Genomic DNA, 19,089 nt, shown 5'->3' on the forward strand with positions numbered 1-19,089 from the left:
GGGCACGCGGAAGGTGATGCCCAGTTTGGTTGCCACCGCTTCCGCCTCGCGCATCATCTCCGCCGCCAGCTCGCGTGTGAGCGGGTACTGGCAGATGTCGACCAGGGTCGAATGCGCCAGCGCGCTGATCGGGTTGAAGCAGACGTTGCCCCATAGCTTGAGCCAGATCTCGGCGCGGATATTGTCGAGCACCGGCGACTTGAAGCCGGCGTTCTGGAAGCAGGCCGAGACTTCATTGACCCGCTCGCTCGCCGTGCCGTCCAGTTCTCCCAGCGGGAAAGCGCGCGCCTTCGATGTGCCGGATGACGCCGGCGCCACCAGTTCGGCGGCCGGATAAACCACGCAGCCGAGCACCCGCTCGGGTGAATCCGGCGCGCCAGTTCGCCGCCGGCATCGACGCTGCGCACGGTGCGCCCGTCGAACTCGCCGCCATGGCGGTGGAAATACCAGAACGGTATGCCGTTCTGCATCGTCACCACCACGGTGCGCGGCCCGAACAGCTTGCCGATCTGGGCCGACACCCATCGACCTGGTGCGCCTTGAGGGCCAGGATCACCAGGTCCTGCTCGCCGGCCGCGTCATAGTCGTCCGTCGCGCGCACTTGCGAGGCAATCTTCTCCTCCCCGTCCATCTCGATGAGCTTGATGCCGTTCGCGCGGATCGCCGCCAGATTGGCGCCCCGCACGATGAACGTCACCTCCTCGCCGCCAGCGCCAGCCTGGCGCCGACCAGGCCGCCGATTGCTCCCGCTCCGATAACTGCGATCTTCATGACCCACCCTTGTCGTTTACTCGAACCGATTGATGGCTTTCCGATGCCGTCGATCTCTACCTCGATCGTGCTGCCGGCCGCATCGAGCCGACGCCGACCGACGTCCCGCACAGCAGGAGGTCGCCCGGCTCCAATGTCATGTCCTGGGAATCCGGCTGACCAGCTCGGCACCGGAACACCATGTCGTTGATCGGGTAATCCTGGCGCACCTCGCCGTTCAGGGTGGTGCGCACGACCAGCATTGCCGGGTTGAGCCCGGTGGCGATCACCGGGCCGAACGGGCAGAAGGTGTCGAAGCCCTTGGCGCGCACCCACTGGGGAAGGTCGGGTCGCGCCCGATGATCTCGCCCACGGTGACGTCGTTGGCGCAGGTATAGCCGAACACGTAGTCGGGCGCTTCCTCGACCGGGACGGCGCTGCAGCGGCGGCCGATCACGATCGCCAGCTCGCCCTCGAACGCCACCTTGCCTCGCACAGCGGCTTGCGGATCGTGCCGCCTGGCGCCAGGTAGGAGGTCGATGGCTTCATCAGGTAAGCGGCTCGCCCGGGGGCGCCAGGCCCAGCTTCTGGCCAAGCGCGTGGAATTGTTCCACATCGCCAGCACCTTGCCGGCACGCACGGCGTGAGCACCTCGACCTCGTCCAGGTTCACCGCCAGGTCGGTGCGGCGCGGGCTGTCGAACATATCGCCCTTGAAGATCCGGATCTTGTCGCCCTCGATCGTGCCGAAACGTACGGTGTCGAGGTGTTGGAAGCGTATCCAGTGTCGGATCATATGATGTCTCTCGTACGTCGGGTCGGTGGATGGGCTGATTGTGGAAGAACGATTTCCGTATATCCTTGACCACGGTTAAGATTCGAAAATCTCTGCCCAGCCGTTGGTGTCTACACGCCGATCTGCCGCTGCTGGAGCGCGGACCAGTCGATGAAGGCGCCCGGATTGCAACCAGCGGCGCTCAGCTGCGCGTGGCAGCGTTCCTTGGCGGCCAGGATCGCCTCGACCAGGAAGTCGGCGTCGTGCGCGCTCAACAGGTGGGATTGATGCCGCGCCAGGTAGTTGCGCAGGCCGGTGCGGTCATCGGCGCCGGCGACCGCGCTCGCATACAGTCCGATGTCCCAGACCCAGCTCAGTCCCAGTTCATGAAAGGCCGCGTTATAGGCGTTGCACTCGGCGTCGGCATTGCAGATCGTCGTCATGGCACTCTCCAGGTGGTGGTGGTTGCGGTCGAGCTGTCTGAACATCATCGTAGTCCAACAAAATGATGAGCAATAGTGAAAGTTTTTAGGGATAATCATTAACGACTGCTTATACATGGACGGAAGCGCCGATGAAGAACGCGACACTGCGTCAACTGAAGGTCTTCGAGACGGTCGCGCGCCGGCTCAGTTTTTCACGCGCCGCCGAGGAGCTGCACCTCACCCAGCCGCCGTGTCGACCCAGGTCCGCACGCTCGAGGGCCACGTCGGCATGCCCTTGTTCGAACAGCTGGGAAAGAAGATCTACCTGACCCAGGCGGGCGAGGAGCTGCTGCACTTTTGCCGCGCCATCATCCAGCAGTTCGATGAGGCAGAAGATGCGATGGCGCAACTCAAGGGAATCGCCGGCGGCAAGCTGAACGTGGCGGTGATCAGTGCCGGCGACTATTTCTTTCCGCAGCTGATGGTCGCCTTCGCGCGCCAGCATCCTGGCGTGCAGCTGAACCTGACGGTGCACAATCGCGAGGAGTTGCTGGACAAGCTGGCGGCCAATCGCACCGACCTGGCCGTGATGGTGCGGCCACCCGCCGAACTCGACACGCAGAACGATGCGTTCGCCCCCCATCCCTATGTGATCGTGGCGGCGCCCGACCATCCGCTGGCCGCGGCCAGGCATGGGCGCATCCCGATGAGCGACCTGATCCGCCACCCGTTCGTGATCCGCGAACCGGGCTCCGACACCTGGTTCTCGATGCAGGACGCCTTCGGCCCGCACCTGGCCGAGCTGAGCGTCGCCATGGAGATCAAGAGCACCGAGACGATCAAGCAGGCGGTGATCGCCGGCATCGGACTGGGCTTCCTGTCGTTTCACACGATCGGCCGCGAACTCGCCGCGCGCAGCCTGGTGGTGCTGGAGGTCGAGGGGTTTCCACTGATGCTCAACTGGTATGTCGTCCACCGTCGCGAGAAGCGCCTGCCGCCGGTGGCGCGGGCGTTTCGCCAGTTCCTGCTGGACGAAGGAGAGGCACGCATCGATGCGCTGATCCCCTCATCCTGACCGGCAGCCTGTGGCGACGCAGCCACATCCGACGACCACGCGGGCCGCGGTAGAGATCACGCATAAATGCCGGTTTTTATAGAGCAACATTCACGAGCAGCATAACTGGTATCAGCACTCGAAATTGGAAGCGCGCGTAAGTAGTCCCTATATTTACTGCATTGCACAAACCAACTTTCAGGAGCCAGTCATGATCAACGCACCAGCCGAAACCACTTTCGCAGCCCCGTCGCACTCGCTGCTGTCGCTCATCGTCGCTTTCCTCACGCTCAACCTGCGCGAAAAGCTCGAGCCAGGCTACACCGGCCAGGATTCGGACCCGGCCTACTACGGTTGCGGCCTGTAATTTTCCGGGGCCAGCCCCGCGCAACACCCTTCAGCGCTGCAGCAGCGCACGCACGTGCGCCGCGCTGCCGCCCTGCAGCCCCTCGACGCTGTAGCCTCCTTCCAGGATCGACACGATCCGGCCCTCGCACACCTCTGCTGCGATCGCCATCACTTCACGCGTAATCCACGCAAAATCCTCGTCTTCCAGGGCCATACTGGCCAGGGGATCGCTACGGTGCGCGTCGAACCCGGCCGACATCACGATCAATTGTGGCGCGAAGCGCCGCAAGGCGGGCAGCAGCCCGCTCGCCACCGTGGACCGGAACAGCGCCGAGCCGCAGCCCGGCGGCAGCGGCAGGTTGACGATATTGCCGCTGGTGCCCGTCTCGCCTGCCGCGCCGGTCCCCGGATACAGCGGCGACTGGTGGCTCGAGCCGAAGAACAGTTGCGGCCGGTGGAAGAATGCCGCTTGCGTACCGTTGCCGTGGTGGACGTCGAAATCGACCACGGCGACGCGCTGCAGGCCATGCGTCTCGAGCGCGTGGACGGCGGCGATGGCGGCCTGGTTGAAGATGCAGAAGCCCATCGCCCGCTCCGGCTCGGCGTGATGGCCGCACGGCCGGGTCGCGCAAAAGACGTTGGCGGCCTCGCCCGCCACCACCGCATCGACCCCGGCGCAGGCGGCGCCGACGCAGCGCATCACCGCCTCCCAGGTGCCGGGCGACATCAATGTGTCGCCGCCGTCCAGCGCCACCAGGCCGCTGCCCGGCGCCGCGGCGGCGATCGCGTCCACATACGCTTCGCCGTGCACCAGCAAGACCTGGTCGCGGGTGCCGAGCGGCGCCTCGCGCCAGGCCAGTTGCGAGAATTCCGGCTGGCGCAGCGCCTTCATGACCGCATGCAGGCGCTGCGGCGCTTCAGGATGGCCCGGCCCGGGTTCGTGCGCCAGGCAGGCCGGATGGTGAAACACCCAGGTATCCATATGCTGTCTCCGATGGCGCCACGCCGCTGCCTCAGGCCGCGGCGATGGCGTGGTTCGACATCCGCTCGATCGCCTGGCACAGTGCCGAATGATCGAGCTGGGCCATGCCGTGGGCGGCGCAGGAATTCATCAGCTCCTGGGCGCTGGCGGTATTCGGCAGCGCGAGGCCGAGACTCTTGGCCCCCTGCAGCGCCAGGTTGAGGTCCTTCTGGTGCAGCTCGATGCGAAAACCCGGCGCGAAGGTGCGCTTGACCATGCGCTCGCCGTGCACTTCCAGGATGCGCGAGGCGGCGAAGCCGCCCATCAGCGCCTGCCTCACCCGGGCCGGGTCGGCGCCCGCCTTCGAGGCGAACAGCAGCGCCTCCGCCACCGCCTGGATGTTCAGCGCGACGATGATCTGGTTCGCCACCTTGGTGGTCTGGCCGTCGCCGTTGCCGCCCACCAGCGTGATGTTCTTGCCCATCAGCTCGAACAGCGGCCGGGCGCGGTCGAACGCCTCTTGCGCGCCGCCCACCATGATGGTGAGCGTCGCGGCGCGCGCCCCCACCTCGCCGCCCGACACCGGCGCGTCGAGGTAGTCGCACTGGCGCTTGTTGATCTTCTTGGCGAACTCCTTGGTGGCCATCGGCGAGATCGAACTCATGTCGATCACGATCTTGCCCGGCGTGAGGCCCGCGGCCACGCCGTCGGCGCCGAACAGCACTTCTTCGACGTGCGGGGTGTCGGGCACCATCACGATGATGATGTCGGCGCGCTTGGCCACCTCGGTGGCGTTGGTGCAGACGGTGGCGCCGCCCTCGATCAGGGCCAGCGGCGGATTTTTCAGGTCGTGCAGGTACAGCTTGCAGCCGCCCTCCTGCAGCTTGGCGGCCATGGGGCCGCCCATGATGCCCAGGCCGATGAATCCTACTTTCGTCATGATGGTCTCCAGTGTGATGGTGTGCGATACCCTATGCCTGCAGGCCGTGCTCGCCGATCCAGTGCAGGCCCTGCGCGGTGCCGGCCCGGGGCTTGTACTCGCAGCCGACCCAGCCGTCATAGCCGATCTCGTCGAGCATGCCGAGCAGGTAGCGGTAATTGATCTCGCCCGTGCCCGGCTCGAAGCGGCCCGGATTGTCGGCCAGCTGGATGTGGCGGATCAGGCCGAGGTTGGCCTTGATCGTCGCCGCCAGCTCGCCCTCCATGCGCTGCATGTGATAGATGTCGTACTGCAGGAACAGATTGTCGGAGCCGGTCGCGCCGATGAGCTCAAGCGCCTGGCGCGTGCCGTGCAGGAAGAATCCCGGGATGTCGAAGGTGTTGATCGGTTCGACCAGCAGGCGGATCCCCTCGCGTTTCAGCTGGCCGGCGGCGAATTCGAGGTTCGACACCAGCGTGAGATAGGCTTCTTCGAGCGCGACGCCGGGCGGCACGATGCCCGCCAGGCAGTTGAGCTGCCTGACGCCCAGCGCCTTGGCATAGTCGATCGCTGCGCCCACGCCGTCCTGGAATTCCGTCACGCGTCCCGGATGGCAGGCGATGCCGCGCTCGCCCGCGGCCCAGTCCCCGGCCGGCAGGTTGTGCAGCACCAGTTCGAGGCGGTGTGCGTCGAGCCGGGCGGCGATGTCTTCGACCCGGTAGGCGTACGGGAACAGGAATTCGACGCCGCGAAAGCCCGCCCTGGCGGCGTGCTCGAAGCGGTCGAGGAAGTCGACTTCGTTGAACAGCATGGTCAGGTTGGCGGCAAGTCTGGTCATTGCGGTCTCCTCATCTCGGTCTCCCGTGCTGGCTTATTTGACGTCCAGGACTTCATTGAACTCGTTGAGCGCATCGATCTCGGTGCCCATCGCGATATTGGTGACGCGCTCGAGGATGATCTCGACCACCACCGGCACACTGTACTGCTGCATCAGCGCGCGCGCACGTTCGAAGGCGGGGATGATGTCGTCCGGCCGGAACACCCTGAGCGCCTTGCAGCCCAGGCCCTCGACCACGGCGACGTGATCGACGCCATACCCTTCCAGTTCGGGCGCGTTGACGTTCTCGAACGCCAGCTGGACGCAGTAATCCATCTCGAAGCCGCGCTGGGCCTGGCGGATCAGGCCGAGGTAGGCGTTGTTCACCAGTACGTGGATGTAGGGCAGCTTGAACTGTGCGGCCACCGCCAGTTCCTCGATCAGGAACTGGAAATCGTAGTCGCCCGAGATGGCGACGATGTCGGCGTCGGGGTCGGCCACGCGCACGCCGAGCGCCGCCGGGATGGTCCAGCCCAGCGGGCCGGCCTGGCCGCAGTTGATCCAGTGGCGCGGGTGGTGCACGTGCAGGAACTGGGCGGCGGCGATCTGCGACAGGCCGATGCTGGCCACGTAGCGCACCTCGCGTCCGAAGTAGGCGTTCATCTCGTGGTAGACGCGCAAGGGGTTGACCGGCACGGTGTCGAAGTCGCTCTTGCGCAGCATGGTGCGCTTGCGCTCCTGGCATTCCTCGAGCCATGCGCTGCGGTCTTGCAGGCGGCCGCTCGCGCGCCACTCGCGCGCCACCTCCACCAGCAGTTCGAGCGCGGCCCTGGCGTCGGACACGATGCCGAGATCCGGCCCGAACACGCGCCCGATCTGGGTCGGTTCGATATCGATGTGCACGAACGTGCGGTCCTTGGTGAACACCTCGATGCCGCCGGTATGGCGGTTGGCCCAGCGGTTGCCGATGCCCATCACGAAGTCGGAGGCCAGCAAGGTCGCATTGCCGTAGCGGTGGCTGGTCTGCAGGCCGGCCATGCCCGCCATCTGCGGATGGTCGTCGGGAATCGCGCCCCATCCCATCAGGGTCGGGATGACCGGCACGCCGGTGATCTCCGCGAACTCCACCAGCAGCGCCGACGCGTCGGCATTGATGATGCCGCCGCCGGCGGTGATCAGGGGGCGGCGCGCCGCGTTCAGCATGTCGAGCGCCTTCTCGACCTGGGCGCGGGTGGCCTGCGGCTTGTGCAGCGCCAGCGGCGCATAGGTGTCGCCGTCGAACTCGATCTGCGCCATCTGCACGTCGATCGGCAGGTCGATCAGCACCGGGCCGGGCCGGCCCGAGCGCATCAGGTGGAAGGCTTGCTGGAAGACGCGCGGCACCAGCGCCGGCTCGCGCACCGTGACCGCCCACTTGGTCACCGGCCTGGCGATCGACTCGATGTCGACCGCCTGGAAGTCTTCCTTGTACAGGCGGGCGCGCGGCGCCTGGCCGGTAATGCAAAGAATAGGTATCGAATCGGCTTGCGCCGAATACAGGCCCGTGATCATGTCGGTGCCGGCCGGCCCGGAGGTGCCGATGCACACGCCCAGGTTGCCGGCCTTCGCCCGGGTATAGCCCTCGGCCATGTGCGAGGCGCCTTCGACGTGGCGCGCCAGGTAGTGGCGGATGCTGTCGCGCTTGCGCAGCGCGGCGTAGAAGGGATTGATCGCGGCGCCGGGCACGCCGAAGGCGACCTCGATGCCTTCTTTTTCCATCACCAGGACCGCTGCCTCCGCGGCTGTCATCTTTGCCATTGCGCTCTCCAGGTTCATCACCGCACGATTGCGATGAGCGTATGCTAGAGCGTCGCGGCGCTGCTGATAAGAACACAAAAAGTAGGTGTATTCGATCCCTGGAGTATGGAATACTGCAGGCATGGACAAGGTCAAACAGATGTGGGCCTTCGTCGACGCGGTCGACAAGGGCAGCCTGGCGCGCGCCGCGCTGGGGCAGAACATCACGCCGGTCATGCTGGGGCGGCGCATCGACGCGCTCGAACGCCGCCTGGGCGTCAAGCTGCTGCACCGCACCACCCGCCACCTGACGCTGACCGAATCGGGGTCGGTGTTCCTCGAGCATTGCCGCAGGCTGCTGGCGGACATCGACCTGGCCGAGACCATCGTGTCCGAAGGCCGCGACCAGGCCAGCGGGCACCTGATCGTCTCGGCGCCGGCGGCGTTCGGGCGGCTGCACGTGGCCCCGCACGCCCCGGCCTACCTGGCCGCCAATCCGAACGTGCAGATCTCGTTCAACCTCACCGACCACGTGGTCGACCTGGTGCGCGAAGGCTATGAGCTGGGGATCAGGATCGGCGGCGTGCTCGATCCGAGTTTCGTCGCGGTGCGGCTGGCAACCAACCGGCGCGTGGTGTGCGGCACCCCGGACTATTTCGCGCGCTGCGGCGTCCCGCGCACGCTGGAGGAGCTGGCGCAGCACAACTGCCTGGCCTTCAACCTGCAGGGCGGGCAGCAGCGCGGCTGGTACTTCCAGAAGGAGGGCAAGCCGGTGACCATCAAGGTCAACGGCAACCTCGATTGCAACGACGGCGAATTGCTGCACCGCTGGGCCAGCGAAGGACTGGGGCTGGCCTGGCGTTCGACCTGGGAAATCCAGGCGCAGCTGGCGGCCGGCGAACTGGTCACGGTGCTCGACGAGTTCGCCCTGCCCGACTACGACATCATGGCGGTCTACATGCAGCAGCGCCACCTGCCGGCGCGGGTGCGGTCATTCATCGACACCCTCAAGGCGGTCTACGCCCAGCCCGGGTACTGGACACGGCCAGCAGGGGTACGTCCGGTAGCGGCGCCTCCGGTAACGACGCGGCCCTAGATCACCCGCTCTTCGCGCAGCATCGCGATCTGCTCGGGAGAGTAGCCGAGCTCGGACAGCAATTCGTCGGTATGCTCACCCAGCAGCGGCGAGCGGCGCACCTCGGTCGGGCTGTCGGACAGCTTGATCGGGTTGCCCACCGTGAGATAGGAACCACGCTCGGGATGATCGACCTCGACGATCGTGCCGGTGGCGCGCAGTGACGGATCTTCGGCGATTTCCTTCATCGAGAGGATCGGCCCGCATGGGATATCGTATTTGTTGAGGATATCCATCGCTTCGAACTTGGTCAGCGTGGTGCTCCACTCTTCGACGGCGGCGAAGATCGCCATCAGGCGCGGCAGGCGCGCCTTCGGCGTCGCGTAATCGGGATCAAGGATCCACTCCTCGCGCCCGATCAGCTTGCAGACCGAAGGCCAGACCTGGGCCTGCGCAATGAAGTAGATGTACGCGTTCGGATCGCTCTCCCAGCCCTTGCACTTGAGGATCCAGCCGGGTTGGCCGCCGCCCGAGGCATTGCCCGCGCGTGGGACGGACTCGCCGAAGCGGCCCTCCGCGAACTGCGGATACTCTTCCATGACGCCGTTGCGCTCGAGACGCTGCTGGTCGCGCAACTTGACCCGGCACAGGTTCAGCACGGCGTCCTGCATCGCGGTGAGCACCCGTTGGCCGCGTCCCGTGGTGTTGCGCTGGTAGAGCGCGGTCACGATGCCCAGCGCCAGGTGCAGGCCGCTGCCGCTGTCGCCGATCTGGGCGCCGCTGACCATCGGCGGGCCATCGTCGAAACCGGTGGTGGCCGCGGCGCCGCCGGTGCACTGGGCGACGTTTTCGTAGACCTTGCAGTGCTCGTAGGGGCCGGGGCCGAAACCCTTGACCGAGGCCACGATCATGCGCGGATTGAGTTCCTGGATACGTTCCCAGCTGAAGCCCATCCGATCCAGCGCGCCCGGCGCGAAGTTTTCGACCAGCACGTCGCATTGCCTGATCAGCGTTTCGAGCACCTTCTTGCCGTCGGGCCGCTTGGTATCCAGCGTCATGGAGCGCTTGTTATGGTTGAGCATGGTGAAGTACAGGCTGTCCACGCCCGCGATGTCGCGCAACTGGCCGCGGGTCGCATCGCCCTCGCCGGCGCGCTCGACCTTGATGACGTCGGCCCCGAACCAGGCCAGCAGCTGGGTGCAGGTCGGTCCGGACTGGACATGGGTGAAATCGAGGATGCGAACGCCTTCCAATGCCTTGCCCATACCAGTTTCCTCCGAAGATTTAACTCAGCCATTGCATTCTGCTCCCGCCAACGCCTTAATGCACGCTGCGGTGCACACTTCGCCGCTTGCCTCAGCGCGTGAGAGCAAAACGCCAACCGATGGTAGCGAAACGCACCGGCCGAGCTCAATGACCGCCGTCAAGATTCATGAAATAGCGATTTGACATTGAAATACCGTTTCATCGGCAAGAAAAAGGGCTTCCGAAGAAGCCCCTTTCCCTGTCACGCTACGCTTGCGGCAAGGCCATCATGCAGGCAAAGGCCCTTTCCCGACCGCGTTCTCCTCGGCATAGCGACTCCTGGAGTAGCTGACGTGGTTGCGCAGCACCGGTCGCAGCACCGTGATCGCCAGCAGCGCCGCGGTCAAGTCCATGATGGCGACCGTGTACAGGACGGTCGACCAGGTGCCGGTCGCCTCCATCATCAGGTTGCCGACCGGGACGAACAGCGCGCCGATGCCCTTCGCGGTATACAGCACCCCGTAGATCTTGCCGATGTGCTTGGTGCCGAAGGCATCGCCGGCCAGGGCCGAGAACAGCGAGTACACTTCGCCCCAGGCCAGGAACACGACGCCGGACAGGATCAGGAAAGCGTACGGGTTGCTGCCGAAGTAGCCGAGCGCGATGATGCCGCAGCCTTCGAGCGTGAACGCGATGACCATGGTCTTCTCGCGGCCGATGTGGTCCGAGATCCAGCCGAACAGCGGCCGCGAGATGCCGTTCATGATCCGGTCGAGCATCAGCGCCAGCGGCAAGGCGGCCATCACGAAGAAGTGCAGGTCGACCTGGAATTCCTTCACGCCCAGGTCTTGCGCGATCACGCCCAGCTGCGCCACCGCCATCATGCCGCCGGTGACCACCAGCACGAACATCACCAGCATCAGCCAGAACAACTTGGTGTTCAGCGCTTCCTTGAGCGTGTAGTCGTGCGTCGATTGCACCAGCTTGCCCGACTTCCTGACCTCGGTCGCTTTTGGCGAGCGCAGGAACCAGGCGGCGACGAAGGCCAGCGTGCCTTGCAGGATCCCGAAGAACAGGAAGGTCTGCTGGAAGCCCGACGACTCGATCATGGCCGCGATCGGCAGGATCGTGGCGGCCGAACCGGCGCCGTAGCCACCCGCCGTGAGGCCGACGGCCAGGCCGCGGCGATCCGGGAACCACTTGATCGCGTTATTGATGCAGGTGGCATAGATCGAGCCCACGCCGATGCCGCCGACGGCCGCGCCAGCGTAGAAGCCGGCCAGGCTGGTGGCTTGCGAGTTGATGATCCAGGCCAGGCCGATGAAGATGGCCCCGAAGGCGACCATCATGCGCGGACCGAATTTATCGATGAAGTAGCCTTCGAGCGGCGCGAGCCAGGTCTGGACGATGACGAACAGCGTGAAGGCGACCTGGATGCTGGCCCGCGACCAGCCGAACTCACCCTGGATCTCGGGAACGAACAGGGTCCATGCATACTGGATGTTCGCGGTGGCGATCATGCAGACGACGCCGACGGCGAGCTGGAACCAGCGCGTATTGCCGGAGGCCGGTTGCTGTGGCTGAAGCGCGGCTGCCGATGAATTATGCATTTGGCGCTCCTCGATCGGTGTGGTGTTGTTCTTCCCAACGTGCAGACGGATATGCGGGCGCCCGGGGCGCCTGCCTGGTTATGGTTTCCAGCATTTTCATGTCTCCATTTTTATGGTGTGATGTGCATGCTCCACGTCGAGTCATGGACTCGCGCGCCAACCCCTACGCCTTTTCTAGTTAAAATTGTTAAAGCACCCTGCCAGCAAAAAGGACGTCGGCATGCTCCTGGCGGCCAACCTGCCCACCAGGCGAGACAGCCGCTTGCTACAGTGCTCTCCAGATTTGATGTGCGCTATTGCCGCTCTCCTCATCTAGCAAGATTGCTACCCTGGACGACCGCAAAGGTATTGCGTTCCCCTGCTTTCACCATCGGCGCCCGAAACGGACGGCGCCGCATCGTGATCTGGAAAACGGTGAAAGTGAGATGATGTTGCTGGAGCCGATTTTGAGAATCATTGACCGCGGTTATGTTTTGAGTTTTTAGCGGGCCGCCGCCAGGCGGGCTTGATTTGGCGGTCGCGTGGCGGCCTGGCCTCATCGAAGGTGCGACTGCGTCATGCTCATCAATACACTGTAGTCGCTCAATGCCTTCAACGCGAGCCTGTCGTGTGAAAATCATCGTGGCGCACTGCCCGCCGTCCTGTTTTGTGGGGGGGGGCGGACGTTGGTCTAGTCGGCGGGCGGCTTTTCGACAACGAGCGCGAAGGATGACCCGCCGCCCTTGAACATCCCCATCTCCTGGCCCTTGCGCACCCGCGCGCCGCGCCGCATGCCCGGATCGAACGCGATGCTGGCGACTTCGCTCATGCCCAGCGCGATGCAGCACACGTGACCATGGTCCTCGGTTCTGATCACGATCACCCCGCGCGCGCGGTCCTGGCCGATGAAGCAGCCGGGAATGGTGAACGGATCGAACAGCACTTCGCCATCGGCCGGCGCCCACCAGCGGTGGAAGTCATATGGACCCAGGTCGGTCTGGAAGACCTGGCCACCTTCGAACAGGTCCAGCAGCCGGTAATCGTCGATCAGCGCCTGCTGCCGCGGCACGCTGGATGCGAGGAGATCGGCCGGCGAGCGATGCCTGTCCCCGGACCGGCGTGCGTCCCCGCGCGCCGGCCCGGGATGCTCGAAGGTGCGGGCCAGGAATGCATTCCAGCTTTTCCAGTAAGGCGGCTTGCCGGCATCCTTTTTCCATAGGGCGAACCGGTAGCGCTCCTTCACGTCTGGCGCCAGCCACTGTTCGCCTTCGACGCGAAAACCCGCATTCGAGGCCGGGCTGTCGAGGAAGGCATGCCAGTCGGTCAGGATGTTCGACATCAGGAGGCTGACGGTGGGCTGCCTGAACAAGGCGGCGCCGCGCGCGGTGCTGCCGAACTCCGCCAGGAAGGCGGAAAACGGCAGGCCGATCAACTCACCGTCGACGAAGCCCGGCGCATGGGTGAGGACCGTGTTCAGGCCGTGCAGCAAGGCGCCCACGTCCCCAATGCGCGCGCCCGCCACGCTCCTGGCCTGCGGCGCATGCCGGTCGATGGTGGCCAGGTTGGCGGCGCAGGCAGCGTCGGCCAGGCGCCGCACGGCTTCGGTGCGCTCGATATAGGTGGCCAGCGCCTGGACCGACGGCGCCAGCGCCGTTCTTTCGGCGCCCAGCACGCGCCCGACATAGGTCCGCATGGGGGCGCTGCCGTATCGGGGCAGCCAGCCGCCGTGCGGATCGACGGCGCCGGGATGGATGTCGAATTGCGCGTCATGCAGGGCGGTCGTCACGGCGTATCCTTTGGCATGGTGATCAACATGGAACGATCACCTTTTTAACTGCCGTCCGATCACGCCTGTTTGATATAGATCAGTCCGCTCTCCTGCCATCCCGGAGGCATCTCGACAAGGTGCAAGCCCGCCCAATTGTCGTCAAACTGTAATGAACTGTCTTCTATTTCTGGAGGATGTGTTAATTCGACACTTGGTCTTATACAATGGCAGACCAAGGAGAAAATGTATGTACCGAGTGATGTTGGTGGAAGACGATGCGCGCCTGGCCGAGCTCGTCACCGAATACCTGTCCGGCTATGAATTCGCGGTCGAACTGGTCACGCGCGGCGATGCGGCGCTCGGCCGCTTCAAGGAACTGGCGCCCGACGTCGTGATCCTCGACCTGATGCTGCCGGGCCTGGACGGCATGGTCGTCTGCCGCCAGATTCGCGACCAGTCCGACGTGCCCATCCTCATCCTCACCGCGCGCGAGGACTCCTATGACGAAGTCTCCGGCCTCGAGCAAGGCGCCGACGACTTCGTCAACAAGCCGGTCCAGCCGCGCGTCTTGCTGGCGCGCCTGCGCGCGCTGATGCGCCGCACCCAGGCCAAGTCGGGCGTCGATGCGCGCGTGCTGCAGTTCGGCGCCCTGCGCATCGCCACCTCCGACCGCAGCGTGGTCTGGCGCGGCCAGCCCTGCGTGCTGTCGAATACCGAATACAAGCTGCTGCTGGTGCTGGCCGAGGCGGCCGGACGCGTGCTGTCGCGCGACGCCCTGCTCAAGAAGATGCGCGGCATCGAGTTCGACGGCCTCGATCGCAGCATCGACAACTGCATCTCGAAGCTGCGCCGCAAGTTCGACGATGCCGAATCGGAAAAGATCAAGACGGTATGGGGCGAAGGTTACCTGTTCTCGCCGTCGGCCTGGAATTGACGACCTGCCCATGAAACCTGCGCCGTGCAGGTTTTTTTTCGTCGCGCGCCTGTTACTCGAACAGCGGCACGATCGCCAGCGGAGCGTTGTAAGTGACGACCTGGCCCGCAGGCTGCGCGCCGAAACGGTAGGTGACGACCGGGAAGTCGGCATCAAGGTCGCCCGCGAAGGCGGCCCCGCGCGCCGCCGGCAACGCCTGTTCGGCGCCGCCCGTACGCACCCGCACGCCCGCCGCCGCGCCCTCTTTCGGGAACACCAGGCGCACGCCGACGCATTGGCGGCCGCGCGCCGAGTTGTCGGCATAGCGAGCGAAGCCGAGCGCCTGCTCGCAGGCCGCGCGCAGGTCGGCCACGTCGTACGAACCGTCGGCGCGCAGCGCCAGCGAGACCCGCGGCTTCACCGTGAAGCCGCCCAGCGGCCGGTTTGGCGTCAACACCGCGTTTTCGTCATAGGCCGCCTTGAGCAGCGGCAGCACGGCGCGGCCGAGCGGATCCAGCGCCAGGCTGGTCTGGACGGTCTTGCCCTGCATGAGCAGTTGCGCGCCCGGCCCCAGCACGCCCTTGTCGCGCGGCAACACTTGCAAGTGATTGTTCAGCAGATTCTTGGGGCCACCATATTTGTCAAACAGCACCATCGCGCGGTAGGCGTCGCGATAGTTCACCCATTCCCCGGCGCGCGATTGCGCCACGGCCGTTCCGGCCGTCAGCAGCAAGGTCACGCAGGCGGTGAGGTGTGCGCGTCGCATCATCAAAACCGGTAGGCGAAGGCGGCCGAAACCGTCACGTTGGTGGGCCGCTCGACGAGCGGGCTATTGCGGACGCTGCCGACCAGGCGCGCGGCCTGGACATTGGTGACCAGCATCCAGGACGGGCTCAACGCCCAGTTCCAGCGCACGCCGGCGCGGACATCCTTGAGGCCGCCGCCCGGGCGATACGGAGGATTGCCGCTTTGCCAGGACTCCTGGCCAGTGACGCCGAAATAGGCGCGGCTGTAGTCGGCATTCACGATGGTGGCGCCGGCGTTGAACGACAGCGTATGCCGCGGCGCGACCTGCACCGCCAGGCGCTGGATGCCCAGCTCCATGCGCGCGCCGTCGCGGTCATTGCCCGCGCCGAGCAGCACGCTGCTGGTCAGCCGCCATTCCGGCGCCAGGTAGTAGTTGAAGAAGAACCCGCCTTCGAGGCGGGTGCTGACGTCCTTCATGCCGTCCAGGCGGTTGCCGGTGCGTGCGAACTGCATGGGCGAGCTGGTCACGCCGACGCCGTCGACGACATGCCCCGTGCCGGACTCGTCACGGTTGGGGTGGACCGACAGCAGCGGACCGTATTCGACCGTCGGGCGGTTGGACAGATGCATCCCTGCGCTCATGCCGGAAATAAAAAGGCCGTTGCTCCATTGAACCTGGAGCACCGGCAAGGCTGAAACCTTCTGGCTGTCCGCCCCTTCGTAACGCGGCCGCGAGACGGCGCCCAGCCCTGCGTACATGTCGCGGCTGCCGTCGGGCATCGGGTTGGTGGCCGGCGTCTGCGCACTCGCTGCGGTGCTCGCAGCCGCCAGGGCCAGGGCGAAAAATGGTTTCATCGTGAAAATACTCGGAGAGTTCGTTGGTCGATATTTTACGTCGAGCAAGCTTCGCTCTCCCATCCCATTATGACAAGCGTCGCATTCCCGTTCGGGCTGCGTTCGCGGTCAGCGCATGGAATCGCGCTATGCGCCGCGCTGGCGCTTCGGAACCGACCGGCGCGGCGCCGGGGTCGAGGATGTTGTTCGCGCGCACCATACTCATAAGCGCTTCCTTATGGTCGAGGCGCGGCCCGTGCGGGTCGCTTCCTTTGAATAAAAAAACCCACCGATACTTTCGCATCAGGTGGGCAAACGGAAAACCTGATGATGGGAAAGATGGTAATCGCTCGGCCTCCTGTCATGCACCCTCCAGATGTCGGCCAATTGTCATCAATTTGTAAGCCGCGCTGCCTCCCGCTCTCATGGCTCACCGAAGTAATCGTTGCGCCTGTACAATTCGTGCCCGAGGAGACACCATGCAGCCGGCACCACCGCCAGACCGACAGTTACCCAGGACGCGCCCGTGAACCGGATCTTCTTCCGCTTCTTCGTGCTCGTCATGCTGTCGATCACGGCTGCCACCTTCGTCATCTATTTCGCCTTCGCGCGCCTGTTCGGCGACCCTCTGGACGACATCGCGCGGCGCCAGGCCGCGGCCCAGATCTTCCTGCTCGAACAATACGTCGACCAGGCGCCCGGCGACGAATGGCTGACCCGCCTGAACAATGTGCGCGAAGTATCCGAGGTGCGCTACGACCTGATGCCCCTGGCCCAGGCGCTGGATGCCCTCGGCGCCGGCCAGCGCGCCGAGCTCGAGCGAGGAAACATCGTGATCGACGTGGCCGGCAAATCCTTCTACCGGCGGGTCGACCTGGACGGCGAACGCTATATCGGCAGCCAGGACGAAGTCTTGCACGCCCGGAACTTGCCGATCGATACAGGACAGGCGCTCAAGATGGAGCTGCTGCGCTACGTGATCGTCGCCATCGCCCTGCTGGCGCCGATCGCGCTGTGGTCGCGCTCGCACTGGCAGGGCCTGCAGTCGCTGTCGCGCATGGCGGATGAGTTCGGCGCCGGCAAGCTGTCGGTGCGCGCGCAGTTGAAACCGTCGGACGCCGTCTATCCGCTGGCGGAACGGATCAACCACATGGCCGGCCGCATCGAAGACCTGATGGAAGCGCAGCGCAGCCTGCTGCACTCGGTATCGCACGAACTACGCACGCCGATCGCGCGCCTGGAATTCGCGCTCGAGCTGCTCGACGCCAAGGCCAGGGATCCCGAGCTGAGCCGCCGCATCGCCGCCATGGAGGGCGACCTGTCCGAGCTGAACAACCTGGTCAAGGAATTGCTCGATATGAGTAAGCTCGACAGTACGCGCACGCTGCAGGGCGCGCCGGTCGAGCTGGAAGCGCTGCTGCGCGATTGCTGCGCCACCCTGCCGCCTTCGCCGCAACAGGTGGCCTGCGAACTGGCGTCCGGGCTCGGCACGGTCGAGGCTGACGCGCGCCTGCTGGCGCGCGCGGTCGGCAATCTGCTGCGCAATGCCCAGAAGTATGCGCAGGAGCGCATCGTGCTGTCGGCGCGGCGCACGCCGGATGGCGTCGAGATCGCCGTCGACGACGACGGCCCCGGCATCCCCCTTGACGAGCGCGACCGGATCTTCGACCCGTTCTACCGCCTCGACCGCAGCCGCGACCGCGCCACCGGCGGCTTCGGACTCGGCCTGTCGATCGCGCACAAGGCGGTGGCCCTGCATGGCGGGACGCTGCGCGTGGAAAGCTCACCGTTGGGCGGCGCCCGCTTCGTGCTCAGGCTGCCGGCATGAACGAGCGCCTGCTGATCGCCACACTGTGCGGGCTGGGACTGCTGTCCACCGTCGGCGCCTCCCTCCCCTATCCGATGCTGGCGCCGCTGTTCGCGGACGGCGGGGTCAACGGCCTGAACAGTTTTCTCGGCCTGCCGCCCAAGCTGCTGCTGGGGATCGCGCTGATGATCAATCCGGTCGGCCTGCTGATCGGCAGCGCGGTCCTGGGGCCGCTGTCGGACGGCTTCGGCCGGCGCCGCGCGCTGCTCCTGACCACCGTCGGGGCGGCAGTCGGCCACCTGCTCACGGCCGTGGCGATGGTGATGGAATCGTATCTGCTGTTCCTGGCCGCGCGTTTCTTCACCGGTCTGCTGGAGGGCAATGGCGCGGTGATGCGGGCACTGGTCATCGAGCGCATCAAGGGGCCGCTGCGCAACCACGCGCTGTCGTGGCTCAACGGTTCGTTCAACCTGGGCTGGCTGGTCGGCCCGCTGCTGGCCGGCTTCACCATGGCGTTCGGCCCGGAGCTGCCGTTCTACATCGCCGCCGGCGCCCTGCTGCTGGGGACGCTGGGCGTGCTGGTGTCGATCCCGTCCACACCGGCGCCGCCGCATGCGCATCGCTGGTGGGCGGTGGCGCGCGACCGCCATGCGCTTACCCTGCTGCGCCATGCGCCGCTGCGCACCCTGTTCACGGTGCACCTGGCGTATTGCTGCGGCGTCGCCGCGCTGTATGAATTCTTTCCGCTGTGGCTGGTGGACGTGGGCGGCTACGATGCGCGCCAGATCGCCGTCGTCAACATGGGCATGTGCGCGCTGATGACCACGGCCGCGCTGTTCGCCGGCCATGCCAGCCGGATCGAAGGCCGCCTGCGCGCCGGCTGGTATGCCGCCATGGCCGCCGCCGCGGTGCTGTGCGTGGGCTTCGGCAACCTGTGGGTCGGCATCGCCGGCATCGTGCTGTTCGGCGCGCCGCACGCCTTCTACAACACCGCCCTGCAGACGTGGTCGGCCGACGAGTTCGCGCTGCACGGCCAGGGGTCGGTGATGGCTCTGCTGTCCACGATCTTTTGCCTGGCGAATATCCTGATGGCGCTGATCGGCGCCGTGCTCACGCTGATCGATACCCGGCTGGTGCTGATCGTTGGCGGCCTGTTGACTGCCTGGGCCTCGGTGGCCCTGCGGCGCTGGAGCGCCCGCAGTCCCCGTCCGCACCTGGAAAGCACCTGACGCGCATCCAGACAGAAACACGGCGTCCGCAGGGGACGCCGTGTTGTCTTACCGTCTA

Annotated in this window: 16 protein-coding genes and 3 pseudogenes; 6 read left to right on the plus strand and 13 right to left on the minus strand. The window is 65.6% G+C overall.

Features of this window, described 5'->3' with window-relative positions; translation table 11 throughout:
• The 4 genes and pseudogenes from LO55_RS00005 to LO55_RS00020 form a co-directional block, all read right to left on the minus strand.
• Positions 1-771, minus strand: a pseudogene (locus LO55_RS00005) (2-dehydropantoate 2-reductase); the annotation flags it as partial.
• 56 nt (positions 772-827) lie between these two features.
• Positions 828-1,246: pseudogene (locus LO55_RS27315) on the minus strand (fumarylacetoacetate hydrolase family protein).
• Positions 1,204-1,545, minus strand: coding sequence for a DUF2437 domain-containing protein (locus tag LO55_RS27245; RefSeq protein WP_307188235.1), 342 nt, complete (start codon positions 1,543-1,545; stop codon positions 1,204-1,206). Before LO55_RS27245 ends, LO55_RS27315 begins: the two are co-directional and overlap by 43 nt.
• Positions 1,546-1,655: 110 nt before the next feature.
• Positions 1,656-2,015 (minus strand): HAD family hydrolase, encoded by a 360-nt coding sequence (locus tag LO55_RS00020; protein ID WP_083415057.1) that lies wholly within the window; start codon positions 2,013-2,015, stop codon positions 1,656-1,658.
• An 83-nt stretch (positions 2,016-2,098) separates the two neighbouring features.
• Here LO55_RS00020 and LO55_RS00025 point away from each other — a divergent pair.
• Positions 2,099-3,024: pseudogene (locus LO55_RS00025) on the plus strand (LysR family transcriptional regulator).
• A gap of 190 nt (positions 3,025-3,214) precedes the next feature.
• Entirely contained in the window at positions 3,215-3,370 is a 156-nt protein-coding gene (locus tag LO55_RS26590; RefSeq protein ID WP_005669059.1) for a hypothetical protein, read from the plus strand.
• 30 nt (positions 3,371-3,400) lie between these two features.
• Here the strand turns inward: LO55_RS26590 and LO55_RS00030 are convergent, their stop codons facing one another.
• Genes LO55_RS00030 through gcl form a run of 4 tightly spaced genes read right to left on the minus strand, consistent with a single transcriptional unit; the run spans position 3,401 to position 7,845 of the window.
• Entirely contained in the window at positions 3,401-4,333 is a 933-nt protein-coding gene (locus LO55_RS00030; RefSeq protein WP_071359959.1) for a histone deacetylase family protein, read from the minus strand.
• A gap of 31 nt (positions 4,334-4,364) precedes the next feature.
• Complete coding sequence (locus LO55_RS00035; protein WP_005669056.1) at positions 4,365-5,252, minus strand: 2-hydroxy-3-oxopropionate reductase; 888 nt, start codon at positions 5,250-5,252, stop codon at positions 4,365-4,367.
• 31 nt (positions 5,253-5,283) lie between these two features.
• On the minus strand, positions 5,284-6,069 hold the full coding sequence (gene hyi / locus LO55_RS00040) for a hydroxypyruvate isomerase (protein WP_071359960.1): 786 nt from the start codon (positions 6,067-6,069) through the stop codon (positions 5,284-5,286).
• Between the two features lie 33 nt (positions 6,070-6,102).
• A complete protein-coding gene (gene gcl, locus LO55_RS00045) occupies positions 6,103-7,845 on the minus strand; it encodes a glyoxylate carboligase (protein ID WP_071359961.1) in 1,743 nt (580 codons plus the stop codon).
• A gap of 121 nt (positions 7,846-7,966) precedes the next feature.
• On the opposite strand from gcl, the gene LO55_RS00050 reads away from it, so the two are divergent.
• A complete protein-coding gene (locus LO55_RS00050) occupies positions 7,967-8,920 on the plus strand; it encodes a LysR family transcriptional regulator (RefSeq protein ID WP_071359962.1) in 954 nt (317 codons plus the stop codon).
• On the opposite strand, the gene frc is transcribed toward LO55_RS00050, so the two are convergent.
• The 3 genes from frc to LO55_RS00065 all read right to left on the minus strand — a co-directional run bounded on the left by frc (position 8,917) and on the right by LO55_RS00065 (position 13,519).
• Positions 8,917-10,164 carry a formyl-CoA transferase gene (gene frc, locus LO55_RS00055; RefSeq protein ID WP_005669050.1) on the minus strand — a complete coding sequence of 416 codons (1,248 nt, stop codon included), beginning with the start codon at positions 10,162-10,164 and terminating at the stop codon, positions 8,917-8,919. The genes LO55_RS00050 and frc overlap by 4 nt on opposite strands.
• Positions 10,165-10,431: 267 nt before the next feature.
• Positions 10,432-11,754 (minus strand): oxalate/formate MFS antiporter, encoded by a 1,323-nt coding sequence (gene oxlT / locus LO55_RS00060; RefSeq protein WP_005669048.1) that lies wholly within the window; start codon positions 11,752-11,754, stop codon positions 10,432-10,434.
• A 670-nt stretch (positions 11,755-12,424) separates the two neighbouring features.
• A complete protein-coding gene (locus LO55_RS00065) occupies positions 12,425-13,519 on the minus strand; it encodes a phophatidylserine decarboxylase associated domain-containing protein (RefSeq protein ID WP_071359963.1) in 1,095 nt (364 codons plus the stop codon).
• A gap of 229 nt (positions 13,520-13,748) precedes the next feature.
• On the opposite strand from LO55_RS00065, the gene LO55_RS00070 reads away from it, so the two are divergent.
• Positions 13,749-14,435 carry a response regulator gene (locus LO55_RS00070; RefSeq protein WP_005669045.1) on the plus strand — a complete coding sequence of 229 codons (687 nt, stop codon included), beginning with the start codon at positions 13,749-13,751 and terminating at the stop codon, positions 14,433-14,435.
• 52 nt (positions 14,436-14,487) lie between these two features.
• On the opposite strand, the gene LO55_RS00075 is transcribed toward LO55_RS00070, so the two are convergent.
• Both LO55_RS00075 and LO55_RS00080 read right to left on the minus strand, forming a co-directional pair.
• On the minus strand, positions 14,488-15,183 hold the full coding sequence (locus LO55_RS00075; RefSeq protein WP_005669043.1) for a hypothetical protein: 696 nt from the start codon (positions 15,181-15,183) through the stop codon (positions 14,488-14,490).
• Positions 15,183-16,016 carry a MipA/OmpV family protein gene (locus LO55_RS00080; protein ID WP_071359964.1) on the minus strand — a complete coding sequence of 278 codons (834 nt, stop codon included), beginning with the start codon at positions 16,014-16,016 and terminating at the stop codon, positions 15,183-15,185. The genes LO55_RS00075 and LO55_RS00080 overlap by 1 nt, the downstream gene beginning before the upstream one ends.
• A 505-nt stretch (positions 16,017-16,521) precedes the next feature.
• On the opposite strand from LO55_RS00080, the gene LO55_RS00085 reads away from it, so the two are divergent.
• On the plus strand, positions 16,522-17,823 hold the full coding sequence (locus tag LO55_RS00085; protein ID WP_071359965.1) for an ATP-binding protein: 1,302 nt from the start codon (positions 16,522-16,524) through the stop codon (positions 17,821-17,823).
• Positions 17,820-19,031, plus strand: a complete 1,212-nt coding sequence (locus LO55_RS00090) for an MFS transporter (RefSeq protein WP_071359966.1) — start codon at positions 17,820-17,822, stop codon at positions 19,029-19,031. Before LO55_RS00085 ends, LO55_RS00090 begins: the two co-directional genes overlap by 4 nt.
• Positions 19,032-19,089: the final 58 nt, after the last annotated feature.

The organism is Massilia timonae, from assembly GCF_001866515.1.
GTDB lineage: Bacteria > Pseudomonadota > Gammaproteobacteria > Burkholderiales > Burkholderiaceae_D > Telluria > Telluria timonae.